The organism is Pseudomonas graminis (genome assembly GCF_900111735.1).
GTDB classification, from domain to species: domain Bacteria; phylum Pseudomonadota; class Gammaproteobacteria; order Pseudomonadales; family Pseudomonadaceae; genus Aquipseudomonas; species Aquipseudomonas graminis.
Window position 1 is genome coordinate 13,095 of sequence record NZ_FOHW01000016.1, and the last position, 19,720, is coordinate 32,814.

Here is a 19,720-nt window from a genome sequence, read left to right on the forward strand (position 1 = left end):
ATTCTCCTGGGCCTGACTTACGAACGCTTGCCGGCGCCGCGGGCGAAACGCAGCTCCAGCCGGCTTTGGCCGAACGACAGGACCGTTACCACCGCCAGGTACCAGATCCCCGCGACGATCAGCAGCTCCATGACCCGGGCGTTGGCGTAGTAGATGTTCTGCGCGTTGTGCAGCAGTTCGGAATACTGGATGACGCTGGCAAGGCTGGTCATCTTCACCATGCTGATGAATTCGTTGCCGACCGGCGGGATGATCACGCGCATGGCCTGGGGCAGAATCACTCGACGCAGCGCCTGCAGGCGCGGCATGCCGATGGACTTGGCGGCTTCGTACTGACCGGTGTCCACGGACAACAAGCCTGCGCGCACGACCTCAGCGGTGTACGCGCCCTGATTGATGCTCAGGCCCAGCAGCGCGGCAACAAAGGGCGTCATCAGGCTGACCGTGTCGATCTCGAACACGCCGGGAATGCCGATAACCGGGAAGATAAGCGCCAGGTTAAACCACAGCAGCAACTGCAAGATCAGCGGCGTACCGCGAAACAGCCAGGTGTAGGTGATCGCGACGTAACGCAAAATGGGGTTCGCCGACATGCGCATGATGGCCGTGATCACGCCAATCACCACGCCGAGGAGCATCGCCAGAATCGACATGATGATCGTATTGAGCAGCCCCCACAGAATGGCTTCGGAGGTCAGGAACTGGCCGATATAACCCCACTCGATCTGCCCGTTGGCAAACGCGCGGGCCAGGCCGGCGAGGGCAACGATGATGAGGGTCGCGAAGAAAATGCGCCCGTAATAGCGGCGTGGGACGTGTTCGTACTGAGTGATGTCGAACGCGTTTTCGGTCTTCCTGCGCTCGGCTTGCAGCTGCTCCGCCTGATTCTGATTCATGTGTCTCTCCGAAGCTGTGTGCAGACCGCGCCTGCCTGATCTGGGCAACCGTACCCAGCCTTCCTGCCACGACGTAGGCCCACCGTTGCAATATGGAAACGTCCTGGACGAGTGGCAGTTACGAATTGAAAGTCCTGATCAAAGTGTCAGGTTAATTAACGTTGGATCCGCTTCCGAGCCATGAAGCGGAGTACTGCGTACGCGGTTGCCAATCAGGTTTTTCTGTGTTCATTATTATCAACCGGGCACGTTTTTGTTGTGAGTCAGAGCCTGTTGAATCCAATGGGCGAGGTCAATAAGCATTATGGAAACTCCACTTTCCAATTCTGGAAACGTGCCGCCTAAACCGGGAATACGTCCGCCTCTTACTCTCAGCGGAATGGACTTCAAGCTGTTGCGGGTGTTTCAGGCCGTGGTGGAGGCGGGTGGCTTCAGCGCTGCCCAGAACGAGCTGAATGTGGGCCTCGCCGCCATCAGCAAGCAGATTTCGGACCTTGAAATCCGTATCGGGATGCGCCTCTGTACACGTGGCCGGGAAGGATTTCATCTGACCGAAGAAGGCAAGCTGGTCTATCAGGCGGCTATCGAATTGTTCGCGTCGGTGGATAGTTTTCGCGACCGGATTAGTTCTGCGCAGAATGAGTTGATTGGTGATTTGAGTATCGGCGTAATTGATAACACCCTGACCGATAAAAGTTCGCCGCTCATTGCAGCACTCAGACTAATGCGCGATGAAGCGCCCAAAGTCAGACTGCGCCTGCAAGCGTCTCAACTGGATGAAGTCGAGCGTGCCATGGTCGAAGGACGGGTGAGTCTTGGCATCGTGCCGGTGTATCAGCGGCGCGAAGAGTTTGATTATTTCGAGTTGTACGAAGAGACCTCCCACGCATATTGCGCAGTGGGGCATCCGCTGTTCGAGGCGGACGACAGTGCCCTGAGCATCGACAGCCTGCGCGCATTCGACATCGTGAATCACCGCTATGCGATCCATCGCGACAAGGCGAGCTTCGTCAATTCCGACAGCCAGTGCGCCTCCGCCTCCCAGGTCGAAGCGGTCGCCATGATGATCCTGACCGGCCGCTTCATCGGCTTTCTCCCCGAGCACTACACGCGCAATCTGATCCGCGACGGCCAACTCCGCGCGCTGCGCCCCGACCTGATCTTTCTGCGCACACCCGTCAACCTCATCCTGAGACACAACGCCCCCCGGAGCCCGCTGGTCAAGGCGTTCGCTCGGGCGTTGGGGGTGGATTTGAGGGTTGGCGTGTAGCGTGAATATCACGCGATTGCCGCGAACGTGAGCCCGGTGGCATGTACCACTTGGCGCATGGTTTTCAACGTGGGATTTCCTTTGGGGGATAGCGCTCGACGAAGGCTCTCATGAGGTATTCCGGCTTTCTCTGCTATGAATGCTATGCCGCCTCGAGCTTCAACAACATGTCTCAACGCCGCAAGAAAGCCAGCATCGCCGCCTTCTTCGTCCAATTCTTCAAATGCAATTCGCAAATACTCCGCTGCGAATGCGGGGTCGTCCCGAATCATCGCAATGACTGTTTCGTCGTGATCACGTGAGCTCGTCATGGCCTTCTCCGCTGATAGTCGTGCCAGCAATCAATGGCTTTAACAATGTCAGATCGCTGGTGGTGCTTATCGCCTCCCAGAAGCAGCAAGATTAGCTGCTTACCTGCCTGGGCGTAGTAAACCCTATAACCCGGTCCGTGATCGACCCGCAATTCCCACACGCCACTTCCAATAGGCTTGCAGTCGCCCAATGCGCCTGCAGCGACCCGGTTGATGCGCGTGGTGATTCTGGCTTTCGCGGATCGATCTTTGAGCTCATCAAGCCATTGCTGATAAAGATCGTCGCCGTTTGCGCTGAGGTAATGTCTGACCTGATTCATGGGGCGAACGATAGCGTTGATGCAATTGATCAATATGCCCGTCTGAACGGATGTGCCCGGTAGGAATTTTCAGCGCGAACGCATGGCCTCGATTTTTCCCCCACAAGAATCTAGGCCAAGCGCGCCTACGCATGCGCAGATAATCAGTTGCCAAACCCCGGCAAACCCCAATCTTCCAGCGGAAACTCGGTCAGCGAACCCAATACCAGATCGGCGTGGGCGTACTGCTCGACCGGCATGTGCGAGTCCGGCACGGCCACTGCGTACATACCAGCGGTCTTGGCCGCAGTGACACCGAATGGCGAGTCTTCAAACACCAGGCAGTCCTTCGGGTCCACGCCCAGGTGGCGCGCTGCAGCGAGGAAGATGTCCGGCGCAGGCTTGGCCGCCGTGACCTCGGCGTGATCCGCCGTCACCACGTCTTTAAACAGCTCAAACCAGGCGCGGTGATTGCTCGTTTTCACGTGGAAGTAGTGAAGGGAAGAACTGGTGCCCACCGCGATGGGGATGTTGTGCTCGGCAAGGTGACGCACCAGTGCCTCGGCGCCACGCATCGGTACGGCGTGAGGGAAGCGCTCGTCCAGCATCGGCTGGCGAACGCTCAAGAACTCCTCGGGAGACATCGGCAGCTCAAGCGCGCTGATCACATACTCGGCGAAATCCTGGGAGCCGCGGCCAATGGAATGCTGCTTCACCGCCCAATCGAACGTCTTGCCGTGCCACTTGGCGATGATGTCGGTCACTTCGGTGTAGATGCCTTCGGTGTCCAGCAGCAGGCCGTCCATGTCGAAAATTACCGCCTTGACCGGACCCTTGGGCTTTTGCACTTCGTTCATCTCATCGATCCCATTAGCAAATTGGCGTCCAGCCTAACGCCTCGGCGAACGTCGTGGCTAGGCGCAACGGCTGCAAAACGTTCTCGCCAAGTGCTAATCTCGCCGGGCTCTCGGCAGCGCAAGGTGCTGCACGGCCGCTCTGTGTGGCGCCGAAACCCTCCGGGGTCAAGGAAGGCAAGACCTCTCTTCAAGAACGGACATCTTCGAGTCGACACATGAAAAAATCAGTCAACATCGCCGTAGGCGTCATTGTAGTTGCCGGCGTCCTCATCACCGCTGGCGCCTGGTACACCGGAAAACGGCTGGAGGGCGCGCTCAACGACGCCATCCAGCAAGGCAATCAGCAGCTTCAAGCCGCGTTCGTCGGGCATGAAGGCAAGGCGAGTGTTGAGCTCCTTTCCCTGGACCGCCACTTCTTCACCAGCACTGCCCACTACAAGCTGAATATCCAGGACCCCCAATTCAATGAGGGCAAGCCGGTCGAGCTGCTGTTTGTCGACAACATCGAGCACGGCCCATTGCCGTGGAGCCGCGTCAAATCGCTGCAACTGCTGCCGGTAATGGCCGCCAGCAACGTGCAGATCGAGAAGAACGCCTTCTCCGAAAAATGGTTTGCCATGACCAACGGCCAGCCGCCCCTGACCGGGCACTTCAGCATGGGCTACGACCGTGCCGCATTGGGCCGTGTGGAGTTGCTGCCGTTCGAGTTCACCGATCAGACCGGCGCGTTCAAGTTTTCCGGTTTCACCGTGAATGCCTCTGGCTCGGGTGATGGCCAGAAGCTTGAGGCCAACGGTGTGCTGGGCAGCGTCGACGTCACCGCCACCTCCGAAGAAGGCCCGGTGCATCTGACGCTTAAGGATTTCACCTTCAACACCGGTGGCACCAAGGGCAAATCGGGTTTCTACCTGGGCCACACCGACGCGAAAATCGCCTCGGCCACGTTCCAGGCAGCAGGCCAGCCGGCCATTCAGTTCAAGGACTTCGTCAACACCAGCCTGTTGCAGGAGGTGGAGGGCAACCTGAATGCGCAGGTGACCTACGACGTCGGCAACATCAGTTTCAATGGCAGCGACATCGGCGCCATGCAGATGCTCTGGAAGTTCGGCAATTTCGACATCGCTTCAACCCAGGCGCTGATGAAGATCTATCAGGAGAAAGTGCAGCCTCAAGCCCAGGCCGCCGCGGCGATGGGTGAAACCTATACGCCGCATTTGAGCCCGGCTGATCAGGCACTGGTCCAGGCCGAAGTCAGCAAGCTGCTGAGCGCCAAGCCGCACATCGAACTGGAAAAGCTTTCGCTCAAGACCGCCAGCGGCGAAAGCCAGTTTAGCCTGTCGATGGACTTGGCCAATCCTTCGGCACTCGATCAGCCGGGCGCGGAATTGCTCAAGCAGTTGCTGACCCAGCTGGACGCCAAGCTGGTGCTCTCCAAGCCGATGATCAAGGATCTGGCCGCACTGCGCGCCAAGTCTGCCGGTCTGACCGACCCCGCCGCCATCGCGCAACAGGCGCAGGCAGCAGCAGAGTCGGTGGGCGGCATGGCAGTCATGTTGCAAATGGGCAAGGTCGAGGGCGACAACATCCTGTCCAGCCTGCATTACGCCAATGACGTGGTGGACTTCAACGGCGTGAAGATGCCGGCGCAACAGTTTGCCGCATCGATGATGGGCAAGTTTGTGATGCTCAGCGGCGGTCAATAAGTCTTGCCCGGCCACCGCTGAGGTGGCCGGGCAGCTTGCTTTGACCTGTCTTCAGACTGGCGGCTGGCGCGCGATTTCCGTGGGCGCTTCGTGGCCTTCGCGTTCCGGCTGAACGGTGCGCGAAGACATCTCCGCGCGCAGTTGCGGCAGGCACTGCGGGTATTGCCGGGCAACGAAACTGATCAGCCGCTCGCGCATGTGGCACCGCGCATCCCAACTGCGCGATGAGTCAGCAGAGCTCAACAACACCCGCAACTGCATCGCCTTGTCGGTGGTGTCCGTGACCTGCAACACGCAGACGCGGCCATCCCATAGGTGCGGAATCTCCTTGCAGATACGTTCCGCTTCCTCGCGCAGCTCCTCCAGCGGCAACGCGTAATCCACCCAGAGAAACACCGAGCCAATCAGGCTCGACGTGCTGCGCGTCCAGTTCTGAAAGGGTTTCTCGATGAAGTACTGCAACGGAATCACCATCCGCCGTTCATCCCAGATCTTCAGCACCACATACGTGCCGCTGATCTCCTCGATCCGACCCCACTCGCCCTCGACGATCACCACGTCATCCAGGCGAATCGGCTGAGAGATCGCGATTTGCAGGCCGGCGATCAAGTTACCCAGTACCGGCTTGGCGGCGAAACCGGCGGCCAGTCCCGCGAGCCCTGCCGACGCCAGCAGGCTGGTACCGATCTGACGCACTGGCGGGAAGCTCATCAGAATAAGCCCGGTGCCGAACAACAGAACCAGCACATTCAGGCAGCGTACCAGCACCCGCACTTGCGTCTGAATCCGGCGGGCTTGCAGGTTGTCTTCGATGTCCAGCGGGTTGCGGATCGCCACCGCTTCGCCAATGGCCTTCACGCAGCTCAGCGCCAGCCAGGTGAACCCGGCCACCACCAGCATGCCGTTCAGATGCCGAACACCCTTGATCAACATCAGATCATCAGGCGCAGAGGTCCACACGGTTTGCAGGGCCAGCAGCGGGATCAGCCACAAGGTCGGCGGCTCGGCGCGATGAATGAGCTGTTGAGCGAAGACGAAGGACTTGGCCACGCGGCGGAGCAAGATCAGCGCGATCCAGCGTCCCAACAGTGCGATGCCAATCGCGATGGCCGCAGCCAGGAGGGTGTTGAGCCAGGGCAACGGCAGCGCGTTCAGCCAGGCTTCCGGGAGTACGTGTTCCATAGAGGGGGTCACCAACAGGACGGTTCAAAGGCAAGAGGTGTGAGCTCCCTCGGTGCTCAATGTTCCCTGATCAACCCGCCGCCGCTGAAATCGTGACGGGCTGGAATCAGCGAGCCAGAGCATCCGACACGTTTACTACAAGTCGAATGGTCTGGCCAGTCCGGGCTAACGGCCCGGCGACGCCTGAATGTCCAGCTCACGCTGCAACCGGGTCCTAAGCCGCCAGCACTGGCTGATCTTCTGCTCTCGCGAATAGCTCGCGCAGCGCTCTGGCAGCACCGCGTTCCTGCACTCCTTATCCATCAGTTCCATTGCCTGCTCGCTGCTGCAATCGAGCTGGCCGGGGAGTGCTCTCGCGGTCGTCTGTCCGGAGTTTGAGGTTGGCACCGGCTTCGGTGCCAACGGGTAGAGACTGAAATAGATCGCAGATGCAGCGATGACGATGATCGACAGGAAGATCTTGCGCGTGTTCACGTGCAGGAACCCTCTCACCGCCTCCCGGATTGGTGCGTAAATCTGCGGGTGGCGATAGGGCGACAGAAAGATCCACGCCAGCATCAGGAGCGAGTAGCACAGCAACGCGCCAATCCCTTGGGAGTAGAGCAGCGCCCCAATCAACACCAGCGGTACCCCGTGCCGAACGACGAGTGCCTGCGACGCGGGCCAATGCAGCCACTCCGGAAGCAGCAGGTCGCTGATCCATTCATCAGCTTCTTCGATGGCCAGACACACCGGGCGCCAGGCGCGCATGGCGATTCGGCACAGGCCGGTCATGAAAAGCGGATACATCAGCAACATCACCGCCGCCTTTACCCCGTCCAGCTCGCCCTTCATCATCTCGTTCGGGATCATGAAGAGAGCCGTGAACAGCACCCAGCCGATCCACGTCCAGACAGCCGGGTTCATCGGATCAACCCGTAAGGTTCTCCAGCCCTGCAGATCCGCTTCGGGGAAAACCTCTAGCATTTCGGGATAGCGATTGTTGATCGTCGAGCACAGCCGCTCGCAGGCGATCCACACATCCGCGGTGCAGAATCTTGCCAGTCGCAGCCGATCAACCTTGCGCCCCGGCTGGAGCACCAGCCGCGCGGCCTTCTCTTCAACGCTGTCAGTCTTGCCGCCCGCCAGCAGGCGCTGCCAATGTTCGATGTAGGCGTACTTCTCGCATCGCTCGATCAAATTTCGCCAGATGAACTCCGGCTCGGGAAACACGGCCTTGCGGTCATCCCACGCAAAAAGTTCGCATACCCTGTCGAACAGCGCAGCCGTCCAGCCTTTGTGGTTGTGCAGGAAGAACATCGCCCAGCGCTGCAATTGATCGCGGCGTTCCAGAGAGGCCAGCCAGGGTTGCTGAGCGAGCTCCTGCAAGCCCGCAAGAAACTGGCGCTCTTTGCCTTCGGCCAACGCGTGTTCGAGCCGCGCGCCTTCGCTGTCCAGCAATCGCTGTGTCAGCTGGATTTCCCGGTCTGCGCTGATGCGCAACGACTGCCACGGGGTCAGCCATTGCAACCGGTCGACGGCGGCTTTGAGCAGATCGCAGTCGGACGACTCTGCTTCCAGGCACCGATCGAGTAAGCGTTGCTGGAAGGGCAAATCGCAACCTTGTTCCACCGCGCGCTGATGCTGATGCGGCAGATTTTCTGCGGTGGTTCCTTCAACCAGCAGGCGTGCAGCCTGCCGCGCCAAGGCTTCGGCATCCTGTGCCGGATGCACGAGATCACCGGAATTGTGCGCAGACGTCACGGTCTGGGCCGAAAGCTCCGACGCACGACTCAAAGTCACCGTAGGCGAGTGGTCATCATCATCTTCTTCAGCACGGTTTCGCGCCAACTCAATCGCGCGCTCGTAGGCTTCTCGTAACCGCTGAAAGGCCTTCGGGTCTTCGTCCGGCCGAGTGACCTTCAGCAGTTTTGCATAGTGACGTTTGACGGTCCGCTCATCGGCATCGTCGCTCAGGCCCAGCAAAGTCCAAGGGTTCATGTCGCTTACCATTCCCCTCGCTCGAAGCGTTCGACCTGCTCGCTCAGCCGCTTGCGCACCTCGCTGATCTGCCGCTCATCCTGCGTTTCCAACACGTGCTGAAACTGGCTGGCCCATGCCCCAACCATCTCGCGCGCTTCACCCAGGTACTCCTGATACAGGCGCTCGAGCTTTGCCGTCATGTGCGTGTTGACCTGCTGCTCGCGGGGGTGAGTCTTCAACGACTCGAGCGCTTTGAGGCGCTCTTGAATCTCGGCAGGCGTCAGCACGCCCGGGTTGTTTTCGATCACCAGCGTGTGCGCTTCCCCGGTCATCGGAATGCGCACGTCGGCTTCGAGAATGCCGTTGTTGTCGTAAGTAAACCGCACGTCCAGGTCGACTTCACCGGCGGGCCGGCGCGGCACCTTGATCTCAAGTTCGCCCAAGGCCACGTTGTCCTTAACCTTGCGGCTCTCGCCCTGAAAGATCTTCACAATGACGAATTGCTGATGATCGCTGAGGGTGCTGACGGTCCTGACCCGGCTTACCGGCACGACCGTGTTGCGCTCGATAATCGGCAGGTAATGGCCGCTCTCGAAATGCTCGCCGATGCGCTGGGTGGTTTCGATGCCCAGCGTGTAAGGACACACATCCGTCAGCACCACTTCTTCCAGCGCCGAGTCGCGCGCCTTCAGCGCAGCCTGAATCGCCGCGCCTTGAGCGACCACTTCGTCAGGGTTGAGCGTGATGGAAGGGAAGCGCCCGAACAGGCTGGCGGTCAGCTTGCGGATCAGCGGCATGCGCGTGGTGCCGCCCACCAGCAGGATTTCATCCAGATCGGCGACACGGATGCGCGCGTCACGCAGCGCTCGTTCGATCGGCGCGCGCAGACGGTCCAGCAGGGGCGCGTACAGCTCGACAAGTTGCTCTTGGGTCACCGGCTTGCGCCACTCGCGATCGGCATGACGCAGCACGAAATCAACACTCGCTTCCTGCCCCAGCGCTTTACGCACGCGCTCGGCTTCACGACGAAGGGATTGCCTCACCGTCAATGCGGCTGGAAATTCGACCTCCTGTTTGTGCAGCGCCACGAAGTGCTCAAGCAGCACGTTGTCGAAGTCCTCGCCGCCGAGGAAGTTATCCCCGGCGCTGGCGCGCACTTCCATCACGCCGTCGAACAGTTCAAGGATCGACACATCGAAGGTGCCTCCGCCCAGGTCAAACACCAGAAACGAGGTCTCGCCTTCTTTTTGATGCAGCCCGTAGGCCAGCGCTGCGGCAGTCGGTTCATTGATGAGCTTCTCGATCTTCAGGCCCGCCAGCTCGCCGGCCACCTTGGTCGCCTTGCGCTGCGCATCGCTGAAATACGCCGGCACGCTGATCACCGCTTCCGTCACCGGCTCGCCGAACGCCCGCTCGACGTCAGCCTTCAGGCTTTTCAGCACCAGCGCGGACAGCTCTTCCGGACGATATTTGCGCGCGCCGAGCTTCACTTCATGCGCGCTGCCCATGTGCCGCTTGAACAGCGCCGTGGTTGTGCCCGGATGAGTTTGAAGCCGCTCTTGCGCGGCCTTGCCCACTAACACTTGTCCGTCGTCGTCCAGCCCGACGACGCTGGGCGTCAACAGCTCACCCAGCGCGTTGCTGACCAATTGCGTGCCGCCATCGCGCCAGACGGCGACCAGGCTGTTGGTGGTGCCGAGATCTATACCGACGATCATGCCGAACGTGCTCCTTGCGGGACTGCTGTGTGACTGTCCGATTAAATGAAAATGACGCTGTAGGTAAAAAGTATCGGCGAAAGGCTGCGCGGCTTTAGGTCAGGGGTGCTGCGCTTTCTGCGTTGGAGGGGGTTCGTCGGGATGCGCTGCTGGCATTGCGTTAGTCGCGAAGGTAGCGATCGAACGCTTTACCTGTGATGTTGGCGTAGCTCTCCCCGCAGGACTGGCTGCGGGGGTTTTGAATGGCCATGGCATTGCCGGCGCAACACCATGGCAGAGCGCTTCGTCTTTCACACAACGAGGCAATGAAAGTGACGACGCTCTGTGGTCCGTCTTGGCGTTAGCAGCCTTTGAACGGGTTCCAGCCTTGTTCGCCTTTAACTTCCTTGAGGTAGTAGGCGAAGTTCGTGGTCCTTGCATAGAAGGCGTTTATGGCAATGCCGATAGCAAGATCCAACTGTTTGGCGTAGGCAAAGCCGGTTGCGGAATAGAAGATTTCCGCCACCACGCTGACGGCCAGCAAAAGGCCGATCAGCGTCAGGTTTTTTTTCCACAAGCCCAGGACGAACAGGTAAATCGGGCCGAAGAAAAACGCGATGATGTTCGCGTTGATCTTGATCCTCTGCCGGAGAGGCAGTTTCAGCCATGCGGGCTTGAACGTTGGGGAGTTCGGCCCGCCATGCTCGTCAAAAAATGCGAAACGTTGCTGCCATTTCTCGCTGTAGACGTCGCGGCTTTGTACTTGATCTGTCGTGTTCATGTTGGTTTTCCTTGAGGTCCTTGGGTGGTGTTTTCTTCCCGGATATCCTGGGTCTTGCTTGTTGTTATGCGTTGCTGACTGCCCGGTTTGCGGCGATTACGATTTTGACGCTTAAGTCCCCGGCACGTCGCTGGCAGCCTTTTATAGTAGGAAAGCTCCTACAAGCGGAATTTTTTCTCGTTTTTGTTACAGATTCGACGATTTGACGCCTGTCCTCCGCTCAGGCCTGCCAACCCTCGGATCCTGATGCACCGGCCCTTCACTTTATCGATTTTGGTGTTCGCGCCCCGTCGGCTTAGAGCGCTGCTGGGTGGAGACCGAGAGCCGATGATCCAAGCCATTCCCGAGCGAGTGGAATGGGGTCTGAAGTTGGTTCAAGCCGCCGGTTTACTGAAGTGAGTGTCTTGAGTTCTAACGGCTTGCCAGGCAATGGATCTGAATGGCAGTAACTCTCGCAAGTAGGAAAGGGATATCAGTTAAACGCGACCCATGTGAGGGCTGGTTGGTTCAACTCTCAATGCACTGATATTTAAGTTCGAAGTTGCCATGTGATTGCCGGCACTCTCACTTAATAAGAAGAGTAACTGTCTTTCGTGTTTGGCTTAATCTGTCCCATCCACCAATGGGAACTCTCCCGCGCTATCCTGCCTTGGAATAACCGCCCTTTGCGCTTCTGGCTCGGGCCAGGCACCCGTCCGAGCCCCTAAAGCCCGAATCGATCCCCAGTCCCCGGCCAACGCGCCCGACCATCGGCCGCCCAAAAAAATAGGACCGGCATGTTGAACTTTTTATCCTGGATAGTTTCGCCGATAAAAATGAGTTATTAAGTCGATAGTGCATGGAAAAAGTGATTTTTCACTAAAGTTTCTTTTTGCGTGGCCGAAGTTTAAAGCTGTAGGAATGGCATGGAGTGGCCCTCTCCTATGTCGACACCTAAAACTCTCAGAGGGCGCCATGCTAAAGAACATATTAATCAACATGACCGTCAGGTCGAAGCTAGTACTCGGCTTCACCCTGGTGATCATTTTTACTGTCCTTATCGCCCTGACGGGTTGGACAGGAATCTCCTCACTCAGCGAGCGAAGCGAGCGCGTGTCTGACATCGCGAAGCTCACCACGCTGACGCGGGACATGCGCATCGCGCGGCTGGTCTACGCCCAGAATTCTGATGACGCCAATGCTGCCACTTGGCTTAAAGCCTACGACAATCTCGACGGTCATTTGGCGTATCTTCGCGAAATACTGGATTCCGAGCTCAATATTCCCCATGTAAAAACCGCATCCGCCGCGATGACTGCCTACAAAGGTTTTTACAACGACATCATCAATGCGACCCACGCTCGCGAAGCCAGTCGAGTCGTATTTGGCAGCAACGGCGACGATGCAGCGGCGGCGCTGCAACGCCTTGACGCCTTCGCCAGCTCGCCTGAGGGTACGTCCGAGCAGCGAGATGCAATCAGGCAAGCGCTGACACTTTTTCAGAAAATGCGCTTTGATGTGCGTGGGTACACGTTCACGCTAAAGCCTGAGGCGCAGCAACTGGCGATCGCTTCAATCGCCGCTGCCATGAACAATACCCAATCCCTGCAAGCCGCTGGATTTCAACCTGACGTCATCAAAGGCCTCCAGGCTTCCCTGAGTAAATACCAGGCTGCCATTGCTCAGTTTTCAGAGTCCCAGGCCGCGATTGACAAAGGGCAGGGGGGCATCACGAAAAACATCGAAATCCTGCTGAGTTCCGCCGATCAGTTGGCGCAAAACCAGGTTTCGCTGCGTATCGAGGACGTCGGTCAAGCCAACAAGATGCTGATTATCTGGCTGAGCATTGCTCTCATCATCAGCGCATTGGCTGCATGGATCATCACCCGCGTCATCGTCGGGCCGCTTCGCGAGGCACTGCAGTTGGCTGATCGGGTAGCAAACGGTGATCTGACCTACAGCGAAGTCACGACAAGGCGAGATGAGCTTGGTCTGCTGCAAACCAGCATGCAAAGAATGACCTCAAACCTGCGGCAATTGATGGGTGGCTTGCGTGACAGCGTCACTCAGATCGCGAGCGCTGCCGAACAGTTGTCGGCAGTCACCGAGCAGACCAGCGCAGGGGTCAACAGTCAGCGAACCGAAACCGACCAAGTTGCAACAGCCATGAACCAAATGGCCGCCACTGTTCAGGAAGTGGCGAGAAACGCAGAGCAGGCGTCAGATGCGGCGGTCAGCGCCTCCAAAGAGGCCCGCGATGGCGATGCAGTTGTCGCCAAGGCCGTGCTCCAGATTGAAAAACTCGCGACAGAAGTCGGCTATTCGAAGACCGCGATGGATGAGCTCAAGCAAGAGAGCAACAAGATCGGCGGCGTGCTTGATGTGATCAAGGCCGTTGCCGAGCAAACCAACTTGCTGGCGCTCAACGCTGCCATCGAAGCCGCACGCGCTGGCGAAGCCGGACGAGGGTTTGCGGTTGTTGCGGACGAGGTGAGAAGCCTGGCGCAGCGCACCCAGGCGTCGACCGAAGAAATTGCAACATTGATTGGTGGTTTGCACACCCGAACCGCTCAGGTTGCGGCCACACTGGAAAACAGTCGCCTGCTGACTGACAACAGTGTGGAGCTGGCGCGGGATGCGGGGGCTTCGATCGGCAACATCAGTCGATCAATTTCGACCATCGAATCAATGAACCAGCAAATCGCCGCCTCTGCTGAAGAGCAAAGTGCCGTGGCTGAAGAGATTAATCGCAGTGTTCTCAGTGTGAGGGACATCTCCGAACAGACCGCTTCCGCCAGTGAACAGACTGCCGCCTCCAGCGTTGAGCTGGCGCGTTTGGGTGTGCATCTGCAGGGGTTGGTGAGTAAGTTTGTTGTGTAAGCGGCTGGGAAGGTGATCATCCAGTCACTGGAGGATCAGACGCCTGAACGCTTGTAGAACATCGGGCTTTCGGAGCAGGCAGCCCGATCCTCTGCCTTCGAGCGCGTCACTTGAACGCACTGCACAGCGAGCGTTTACCTGGTGCGTACGGAGGCTTTTTGATAAGCCGCTTCGCCTTCTCGTTTAGCGACGGCGACTACCAAGACTACGATTTCAAGCTCGATCACCTGATACACCAGCCGGTACCCGCTGCTACGGACTTTGATCTTGTAGCAATTAGGTAACGTATGAAGTCGATTGGCTTCGACGCAGGGATTCAGCAATACAGCTGCGAGTTTTTTCTTCAATTGCTCCCTGACTGTATCGCCGAGCTTGCGCCATTCCTTCAGCGCACGAGCATCAAACTCCAGCCTATAACTCATCCAGCGAAACCTTAACGCGCTGCGGCGCTGCAAGGCGCTCGCGCGCCACGGAGATCAACGCTTCGTCTTCTTGAGTTAGGAGGACCGGACGGAACGGGAGTTGACCACGCTCGGCCACGTACTGCAGGGCCTGGCGCATAAGGTCGGACGGAGTAACGCCTAGACGCTCCAGCTCTCGGTAGGCGCGAGCCTTGAGTTCGTCATCGACGCGAACATTGATGGAAGCCATAAGTTGAGCCCGTAAAGACATTTGTCGTTACGTTAGACGCATCGTCCATCCTTGGCAAGGCGATGCGACGGATAGCGCGTACCTTTGAGGATGGATCTAGCGTGGGATTGAGTCGGACACCTTTACGAACGCTCAGGTACAAAAAAGCCCGCTCAAAGGCGGGCTTCTTCGTCTGTAGCGGATTTCCAGAACCCATTGCGCGAACTGGAATCAATAATGGTGCACCTGACGGGATTCGAATAAATCCATCAACTCACTGAAAAATAAATACTTTATTAAGGGGGGGCGGGTTTTAGAGATACAGTCCGGGATACATGGTGCTTGGAGCAGCGGTGAAAAGAGGAGAGATGGCCTCATCTCTTAGTGTGTGCCCAAACCGATGGAAAGGGCTCCCAAGCAGACACCTAGCATGTTGTTGATCCGTGTCTCATACCTGAGTAACCGTGCCGAAGCCCGTAGAGAGCATATTGGCCATCTCCCGGAAATGATTAAGCGGCATTAGTAAACTTCTTTCAACTCCTTTTTTTCTAGCATGTTAAGGAGGTCTATTTCCGTCCAGTTGATAAACCACGGCATTGTCAATGCTTTTTTAAGAAAACCGCCTATCTGTTCGTCTGTCGGTACTTTTTGCCCCAAATCTCTGTATAGCCTCTGAACAAACTTTTTCTTACGGGGCATATCCAGATAGGGACATGAAAGAGAATCCAGCAAAATACAAGCTTTTTCGGCGTCTGTAGGGATCTGACTAAGATCTCTTAGGAGATAATCCAGTCGCCGCTCGATGACGATTTTCGTATCAGCATAAGTGGTTTCGTTTTTTATGTAATAAAGGCAGCTCATCAGGTCGTAATACGAACTGTGATCGCTGAGCAAAGCGTTTAATATAGCCGACGGCAGCCGGCACTCATCGCCTAGCTCGGAGCTGGCTAATACAATGTTCAAGGCTTCGAGATAAACAAAATTGCGTGTTGTGGATTTATAGTAGATAAGGTCGCCGGTTAGCAGCTGTGAGGTTAGCTCAAAAATTCTTTGATTGATTGTCGGATTATGAATAGGCAAATATTTTTTTGTAAAGCGTGAAACCAAAATCATCGAAGTTGCAAGCTTGTAAGAGGCGCTTACTGAAGGCGCTGTAGTATAAAAAAAGAATTGAACCTCTATCAAGACATCTAGAGCGTTGCTGTAATGAGCAGGGTGGTCAATTCCAGAATTTGTTGTGATGTTTATGAGTTTCTTTATCCTGTTGGTAATGGCTGAAATTATATATGATGACACCTGATCGTAATCTACGCCGTTGCTTGAGCAGATAGTCTTAATGTCATCGATGAAGCTTTTGGTCAGCTTTTGAGGATTGTAAATTTGCTTGGGCGAGAGTCGTTCATTGTTTTCTCTAGATTCTAGGAAGTTATCGCTAAACGCATTTATCGCAGAGTTGCTTTCTGTGATTACCCTAGATTTGGTTGAGAAGAAAGGTCGAGCATATTCAACTACTTTATTGCGGTTTACATACAAGTTGAATCTAGCAAGTTCTTCTGTGTAGATTTCTGCGATTACATTGATGTCAGCTTTGTTTTTTGCAAAGATGAAAATGTCGTCAACATACCTTCGGATTGTATAATTTTTATTGTTGATTATTGGGTTAGGCATCTCTAAGAGTCTGTGCTCAACTGTCCAATCTATACGTTGGAATATGATTTCTGCAAAGATTCTACTGATTTCAGGTCCAATGACTATTCCATTCGTCTCATTGTGGTTGGACTGCTGCATCAAGCCGTCAAATATTTGGCCAAACGTCGTCGTTATTTTGAGATTTTCTTTTGTATGTGGCTTAGTCTTTGTAGCCCAAGCAATTGAGTGTGTGTAGATGCTATCAAAGCACTTCGAAACATCCAAACTCAGGAATATTCCGAAATCTTTTTCAATATTCAAAAAATCGCGAGAGTTGTAAAATTTGAAAAGCCTGTCGTGACCCTTGTAAGCAAAATACGAACTGCTGTGCCTTGAGAGCTCGTCATTTTTTATGGTGGTCACTGCGCCTCGTTTAAATTCGCTAATGTTTTGCCACAGATTTTTATAGTAAAACGTGCTAGCTATTTTGTATGGAGCTCTAATTGAAAAGCTGCTAAAGCTACAGTAATAGCACATGAGATGCGCATATTTTTCGTAAAAATCCATGAACCTGATTTGGGATGCGGGGTGTACCAATGCAAGCGTGCGTAGCTCAGTTGTTGATTTTCGAATCTTATACTTATAAGGTGTTGTAGGCCCCAGTTTCTGCGGCTTTATTATAGTACTGCAGATAAATTTGTAGATTTCGTTATTGTTGTCGGACTTTAGATTTTTGACTAGACCATCATTGGAGTGGATGATTGGTGTTTCGTATGGCAAAGTCTCCGTAGAGAGAATCCTCAAGAAATTGTCTTTGCGGATTTTTTCGACCGCGAATTTTTTAGACATATCGCCAGCACCGCTGAATTGTGGAGATGCGTTTTTCGGAAAAGTGGTAATAAACTGGGGTTGAGTGGCCTCTAATGAAGCTGCACCTCAGGAGTTCACGCCTTTGACTGGCCGTTGTGCTTGTAAAAAAAGGATCACACACACGCCCATATCCAGAAGTCACCACCTTTTGGAAGAACAACTCTAGATCGCGTAAAGCGTCCGATCCTCCTGATAAAACTCTATGATAATTGTGATAGATTCCAGCCAACCTTTTTCGCTCCCTGTCTGCATCCATTACGCTGAAGTTAGAGCAGAGAAATAATATGCGGTCGCTTAGAAGATCAAAGTCTTTATCTTTTGAGTAGCTTAGTAAGCTCTTAAGCAATCTGGTCTTAATTTTTTTTACTTTTGATGGGGCTAGATCAAGTTTTACAGTTCGAGGTTTTTTTCCATCATTTCCAGATTCTATTACTTTGAACTCATAACCTAGGAACTCAAATGACACCTCCTTCGATGTAACAGGGGCTCCTTTCTCTACAATTACCTTTGCACGGTCAATTATGTGTTGCTTCTTCTCGTTTAGGGTCAGGCCTGGGGGCAGGCTACTACGGATCCATCTTGTGAACCTGCGCCGGTTTTCATCACCGCTAGTGATGATAATGATGTCGTCAACATACCGTGAGTAAAAAAATACCTCAGGATCACACGTCACCCTACGGTCGAAATTTCTCAGTACCAGTTCAGATAGTGCCCCGGATATTGACAGTCCTCTAGGCACCCCGGAACCACCCGACGAGTGGTAATGGCGCAGTATCTGCTGGACATGCTGTTTGGTTGCGAGCGAGAGCAACGTCACCTCGTCAAGCGCCGCTGTCACTTGGCTGGTAGAAATAGTTTCGTAGAAACTTTTTATATCCAGCCGATACACCCTGTATTGAATTCCCTCTGCTAACAAGTTAGCGACGTTAGCTACGATTGAGTCTCGGTCTAAAGGGCGAATCTTTGCTTTGGTTACGATGTTGAGATTTATTTTTCTAATTAATAGTTCGTCTGCAAATGACTTAACACTTACGACTGTTTTGCCTCGAACCTTGTTGGATGAAAACGCTGCAAAATCTTTGAAGCCTTCCATTGACCTAGTATGAGCTGCGCTAACTACCTTAGTTTTTTCAGCTTCATTCTTTAGGAAGTGAAGTGTATAGAAATCGGACTTGCGGATGGTCCGCTCGATTGACTTAAGGTTGAAACTTTGATCGTACATCTGGCCTCCGAGCCTAAGCGAGCTCACCAATCCCCACGTGCGTAGGGTCGCGTTCCTGTTACAGCGTGGTCATTCAGAACAATACGCCGAATAAGCGGTATCGCACAGTGTCAGCGCGTGGATTTCCGCGCCGGTCAATGTGAGCAAGCGAAGGCCAAGGCGCACGTCCGAAGCATGCGGATATGCACTGATTGCTCTCATCAGATCTGGAAGTTCTTTTGCAGTGACGTGGGGATAGTTTTCTGCCGATCTGCTCTGCAAAAATCTGCTCAAGCCCTCAACCGGGTTATGAATCGCCCGGCCCGTAATTCTCGCCAAGTCGTAGATTTCTTTGCAGGAACGACGAAACCTGCTTATCTATTCGAAAATGCCTTTACGTTTCAGCATCTGGAAGAAATCCATCCAGCGCTTGGGGGGTACTCTCGGTGTGAACGCACCTACCGAAAACCGGAAAAACGTGAAGTTCTAAAGCACCTACGTTGCGCTTCGTTGTGCTGGCTGCGCAACCCGGCGTGCGAATGGTGATCCACTCCCGGGCAAGGCATTCAAAAGTATTGGTCGCCGCCTCGAGCTCGGCTGCCTGACGCGCCTATTTGTTGGCGAGCGGGTCTTCGTCTTGAGCGATCTCCTTTCGCAGATCTAACGCTTTGCTGCGTGCTAGGGCGCCACCCACATTCGGATAGCCCCCAAGGCCGAGCCAACTCCATTTACCCGCTTGGTTCTTGTACCGGAGTTGCCAAGATTTTTGGCCGTCCGGTTTGACTCTCAGATGGACCCCTTTGCTGTCGAGCTCCCGGTACTCGCAGATCTCCGGTTCAAGCTTTGACAAAGCGGCATCGTTGAGTGGCTTGCGTTTGATTTCCGACCGTTTCAGAGGTCTTATTCCCTAGGTTCTAAAATCTCCCAAGGGGATACAGGGGGCTCAGGTATGAAGGGGGACAGTCGTAGAGAATCAGAAACAACAAAGCCCGCGGTGAGCGGGCTTTGTGGAGCGCTTCGAAGACATCCGTAGACAAATCGAAACAGGATGATATTGGTGCACCTGACGGGATTCGAACCCATGACCCCTGCCTTCGGAGTCCTAAAAGTCAACGTTTAGAATCAATACGTTAGCGGGGATTAGCTGGGAAATCAATGGGTTGTGTTAGCTGGGGTTAGCGGGTTTTCGCCCCAGTTAGCTGGGCGAGTGTGGCAAATTTGTGGCATTTATGGGTACTGAGCGTGGTTTACGATTGGCATGGCTGGCTGTGAGTTATCGTATATCGCCGACATTTATGGGCGACTGGAGACCAGCTTAACGCTTAGCTTGTAGGCGCTCATTTCTCACTGCAAAGCAATGCTGTGCGTGGTCGAGATGCAGGGTCTTCGTACAGAGAGTGCTGGGTTATTCAGGTCTGTAAGCGATGGAGTTACGCAGCTGTTATTCATAGCTGCGTGGCTGCGGGTTGGAGCCCTTTTTACCTATCTTATGGCTGCTGGACGACGTAGATTAAGAGCGTCCAGCTGACTATCCTACAGGCACAAAGAAACCCCCTGGTGCGCAGTTCGGGCC

General features: G+C 55.1%; 15 protein-coding genes and 2 pseudogenes. 4 read left to right on the plus strand and 13 right to left on the minus strand.

Annotated features, from left to right (window positions below):
* Positions 1-17: 17 nt before the first annotated feature.
* Positions 18-896, minus strand: a complete 879-nt coding sequence (locus tag BMY98_RS13640) for an amino acid ABC transporter permease (RefSeq protein ID WP_074890031.1) — start codon at positions 894-896, stop codon at positions 18-20.
* 304 nt (positions 897-1,200) lie between these two features.
* Here BMY98_RS13640 and BMY98_RS13645 point away from each other — a divergent pair, with 304 nt between their 5' ends.
* On the plus strand, positions 1,201-2,166 hold the full coding sequence (locus BMY98_RS13645; RefSeq protein ID WP_074890034.1) for a LysR family transcriptional regulator: 966 nt from the start codon (positions 1,201-1,203) through the stop codon (positions 2,164-2,166).
* Between the two features lie 8 nt (positions 2,167-2,174).
* Here the strand turns inward: BMY98_RS13645 and BMY98_RS13650 are convergent, their stop codons facing one another.
* The 3 genes from BMY98_RS13650 to BMY98_RS13660 all read right to left on the minus strand — a co-directional run bounded on the left by BMY98_RS13650 (position 2,175) and on the right by BMY98_RS13660 (position 3,633).
* Complete coding sequence (locus BMY98_RS13650) at positions 2,175-2,477, minus strand: helix-turn-helix domain-containing transcriptional regulator (RefSeq protein WP_065990926.1); 303 nt, start codon at positions 2,475-2,477, stop codon at positions 2,175-2,177.
* Entirely contained in the window at positions 2,474-2,797 is a 324-nt protein-coding gene (locus BMY98_RS13655; protein ID WP_074890037.1) for a type II toxin-antitoxin system RelE/ParE family toxin, read from the minus strand. Before BMY98_RS13655 ends, BMY98_RS13650 begins: the two co-directional genes overlap by 4 nt.
* 143 nt (positions 2,798-2,940) lie before the next feature.
* On the minus strand, positions 2,941-3,633 hold the full coding sequence (locus BMY98_RS13660; RefSeq protein WP_074890040.1) for an HAD-IA family hydrolase: 693 nt from the start codon (positions 3,631-3,633) through the stop codon (positions 2,941-2,943).
* 215 nt (positions 3,634-3,848) lie between these two features.
* Here BMY98_RS13660 and BMY98_RS13665 point away from each other — a divergent pair, with 215 nt between their 5' ends.
* On the plus strand, positions 3,849-5,336 hold the full coding sequence (locus BMY98_RS13665; protein ID WP_074890042.1) for a YdgA family protein: 1,488 nt from the start codon (positions 3,849-3,851) through the stop codon (positions 5,334-5,336).
* Between the two features lie 51 nt (positions 5,337-5,387).
* On the opposite strand, the gene BMY98_RS13670 is transcribed toward BMY98_RS13665, so the two are convergent.
* The 4 genes from BMY98_RS13670 to BMY98_RS13685 all read right to left on the minus strand — a co-directional run bounded on the left by BMY98_RS13670 (position 5,388) and on the right by BMY98_RS13685 (position 10,958).
* The gene (locus BMY98_RS13670; RefSeq protein WP_074890044.1) at positions 5,388-6,518 is read right to left on the minus strand and encodes a mechanosensitive ion channel family protein; all 1,131 of its coding nucleotides are present in this window, start codon (positions 6,516-6,518) and stop codon (positions 5,388-5,390) included.
* Positions 6,519-6,683: 165 nt separating this feature from the next.
* Positions 6,684-8,483: a J domain-containing protein gene (locus tag BMY98_RS27300; RefSeq protein ID WP_175514168.1), complete on the minus strand. Its 1,800-nt coding sequence runs from the start codon at positions 8,481-8,483 to the stop codon at positions 6,684-6,686.
* A gap of 20 nt (positions 8,484-8,503) precedes the next feature.
* A complete protein-coding gene (locus tag BMY98_RS13680) occupies positions 8,504-10,198 on the minus strand; it encodes a molecular chaperone HscC (protein ID WP_074890048.1) in 1,695 nt (564 codons plus the stop codon).
* Between the two features lie 340 nt (positions 10,199-10,538).
* Complete coding sequence (locus BMY98_RS13685) at positions 10,539-10,958, minus strand: DUF2628 domain-containing protein (protein WP_074890051.1); 420 nt, start codon at positions 10,956-10,958, stop codon at positions 10,539-10,541.
* Between the two features lie 978 nt (positions 10,959-11,936).
* Between BMY98_RS13685 and BMY98_RS28105 the strand changes: the two are divergent.
* Both BMY98_RS28105 and BMY98_RS28110 read left to right on the plus strand, forming a co-directional pair.
* A pseudogene (locus tag BMY98_RS28105) lies at positions 11,937-12,962 on the plus strand (methyl-accepting chemotaxis protein); the annotation flags it as partial.
* 141 nt (positions 12,963-13,103) lie between these two features.
* Positions 13,104-13,817, plus strand: coding sequence for a methyl-accepting chemotaxis protein (locus BMY98_RS28110; RefSeq protein ID WP_425438875.1), 714 nt, complete (start codon positions 13,104-13,106; stop codon positions 13,815-13,817).
* 134 nt (positions 13,818-13,951) lie between these two features.
* Here BMY98_RS28110 and BMY98_RS13700 read toward each other — a convergent pair whose 3' ends face one another.
* The 5 genes and pseudogenes from BMY98_RS13700 to BMY98_RS27635 form a co-directional block, all read right to left on the minus strand.
* The gene (locus tag BMY98_RS13700) at positions 13,952-14,239 is read right to left on the minus strand and encodes a type II toxin-antitoxin system RelE family toxin (RefSeq protein WP_074890055.1); all 288 of its coding nucleotides are present in this window, start codon (positions 14,237-14,239) and stop codon (positions 13,952-13,954) included.
* A complete protein-coding gene (locus BMY98_RS13705) occupies positions 14,229-14,468 on the minus strand; it encodes a type II toxin-antitoxin system RelB/DinJ family antitoxin (RefSeq protein ID WP_074890195.1) in 240 nt (79 codons plus the stop codon). The genes BMY98_RS13700 and BMY98_RS13705 overlap by 11 nt, the downstream gene beginning before the upstream one ends.
* 498 nt (positions 14,469-14,966) lie before the next feature.
* On the minus strand, positions 14,967-16,925 hold the full coding sequence (gene drt3b / locus BMY98_RS13710) for an antiviral reverse transcriptase Drt3b (RefSeq protein ID WP_083398787.1): 1,959 nt from the start codon (positions 16,923-16,925) through the stop codon (positions 14,967-14,969).
* Positions 16,918-18,168, minus strand: coding sequence for an antiviral reverse transcriptase Drt3a (drt3a, locus tag BMY98_RS13715; protein WP_074890057.1), 1,251 nt, complete (start codon positions 18,166-18,168; stop codon positions 16,918-16,920). Before drt3a ends, drt3b begins: the two co-directional genes overlap by 8 nt.
* Before the next feature lie 126 nt (positions 18,169-18,294).
* A pseudogene (locus BMY98_RS27635) lies at positions 18,295-19,042 on the minus strand (tyrosine-type recombinase/integrase); the annotation flags it as partial.
* Between the last annotated feature and the right edge of the window lie 678 nt (positions 19,043-19,720).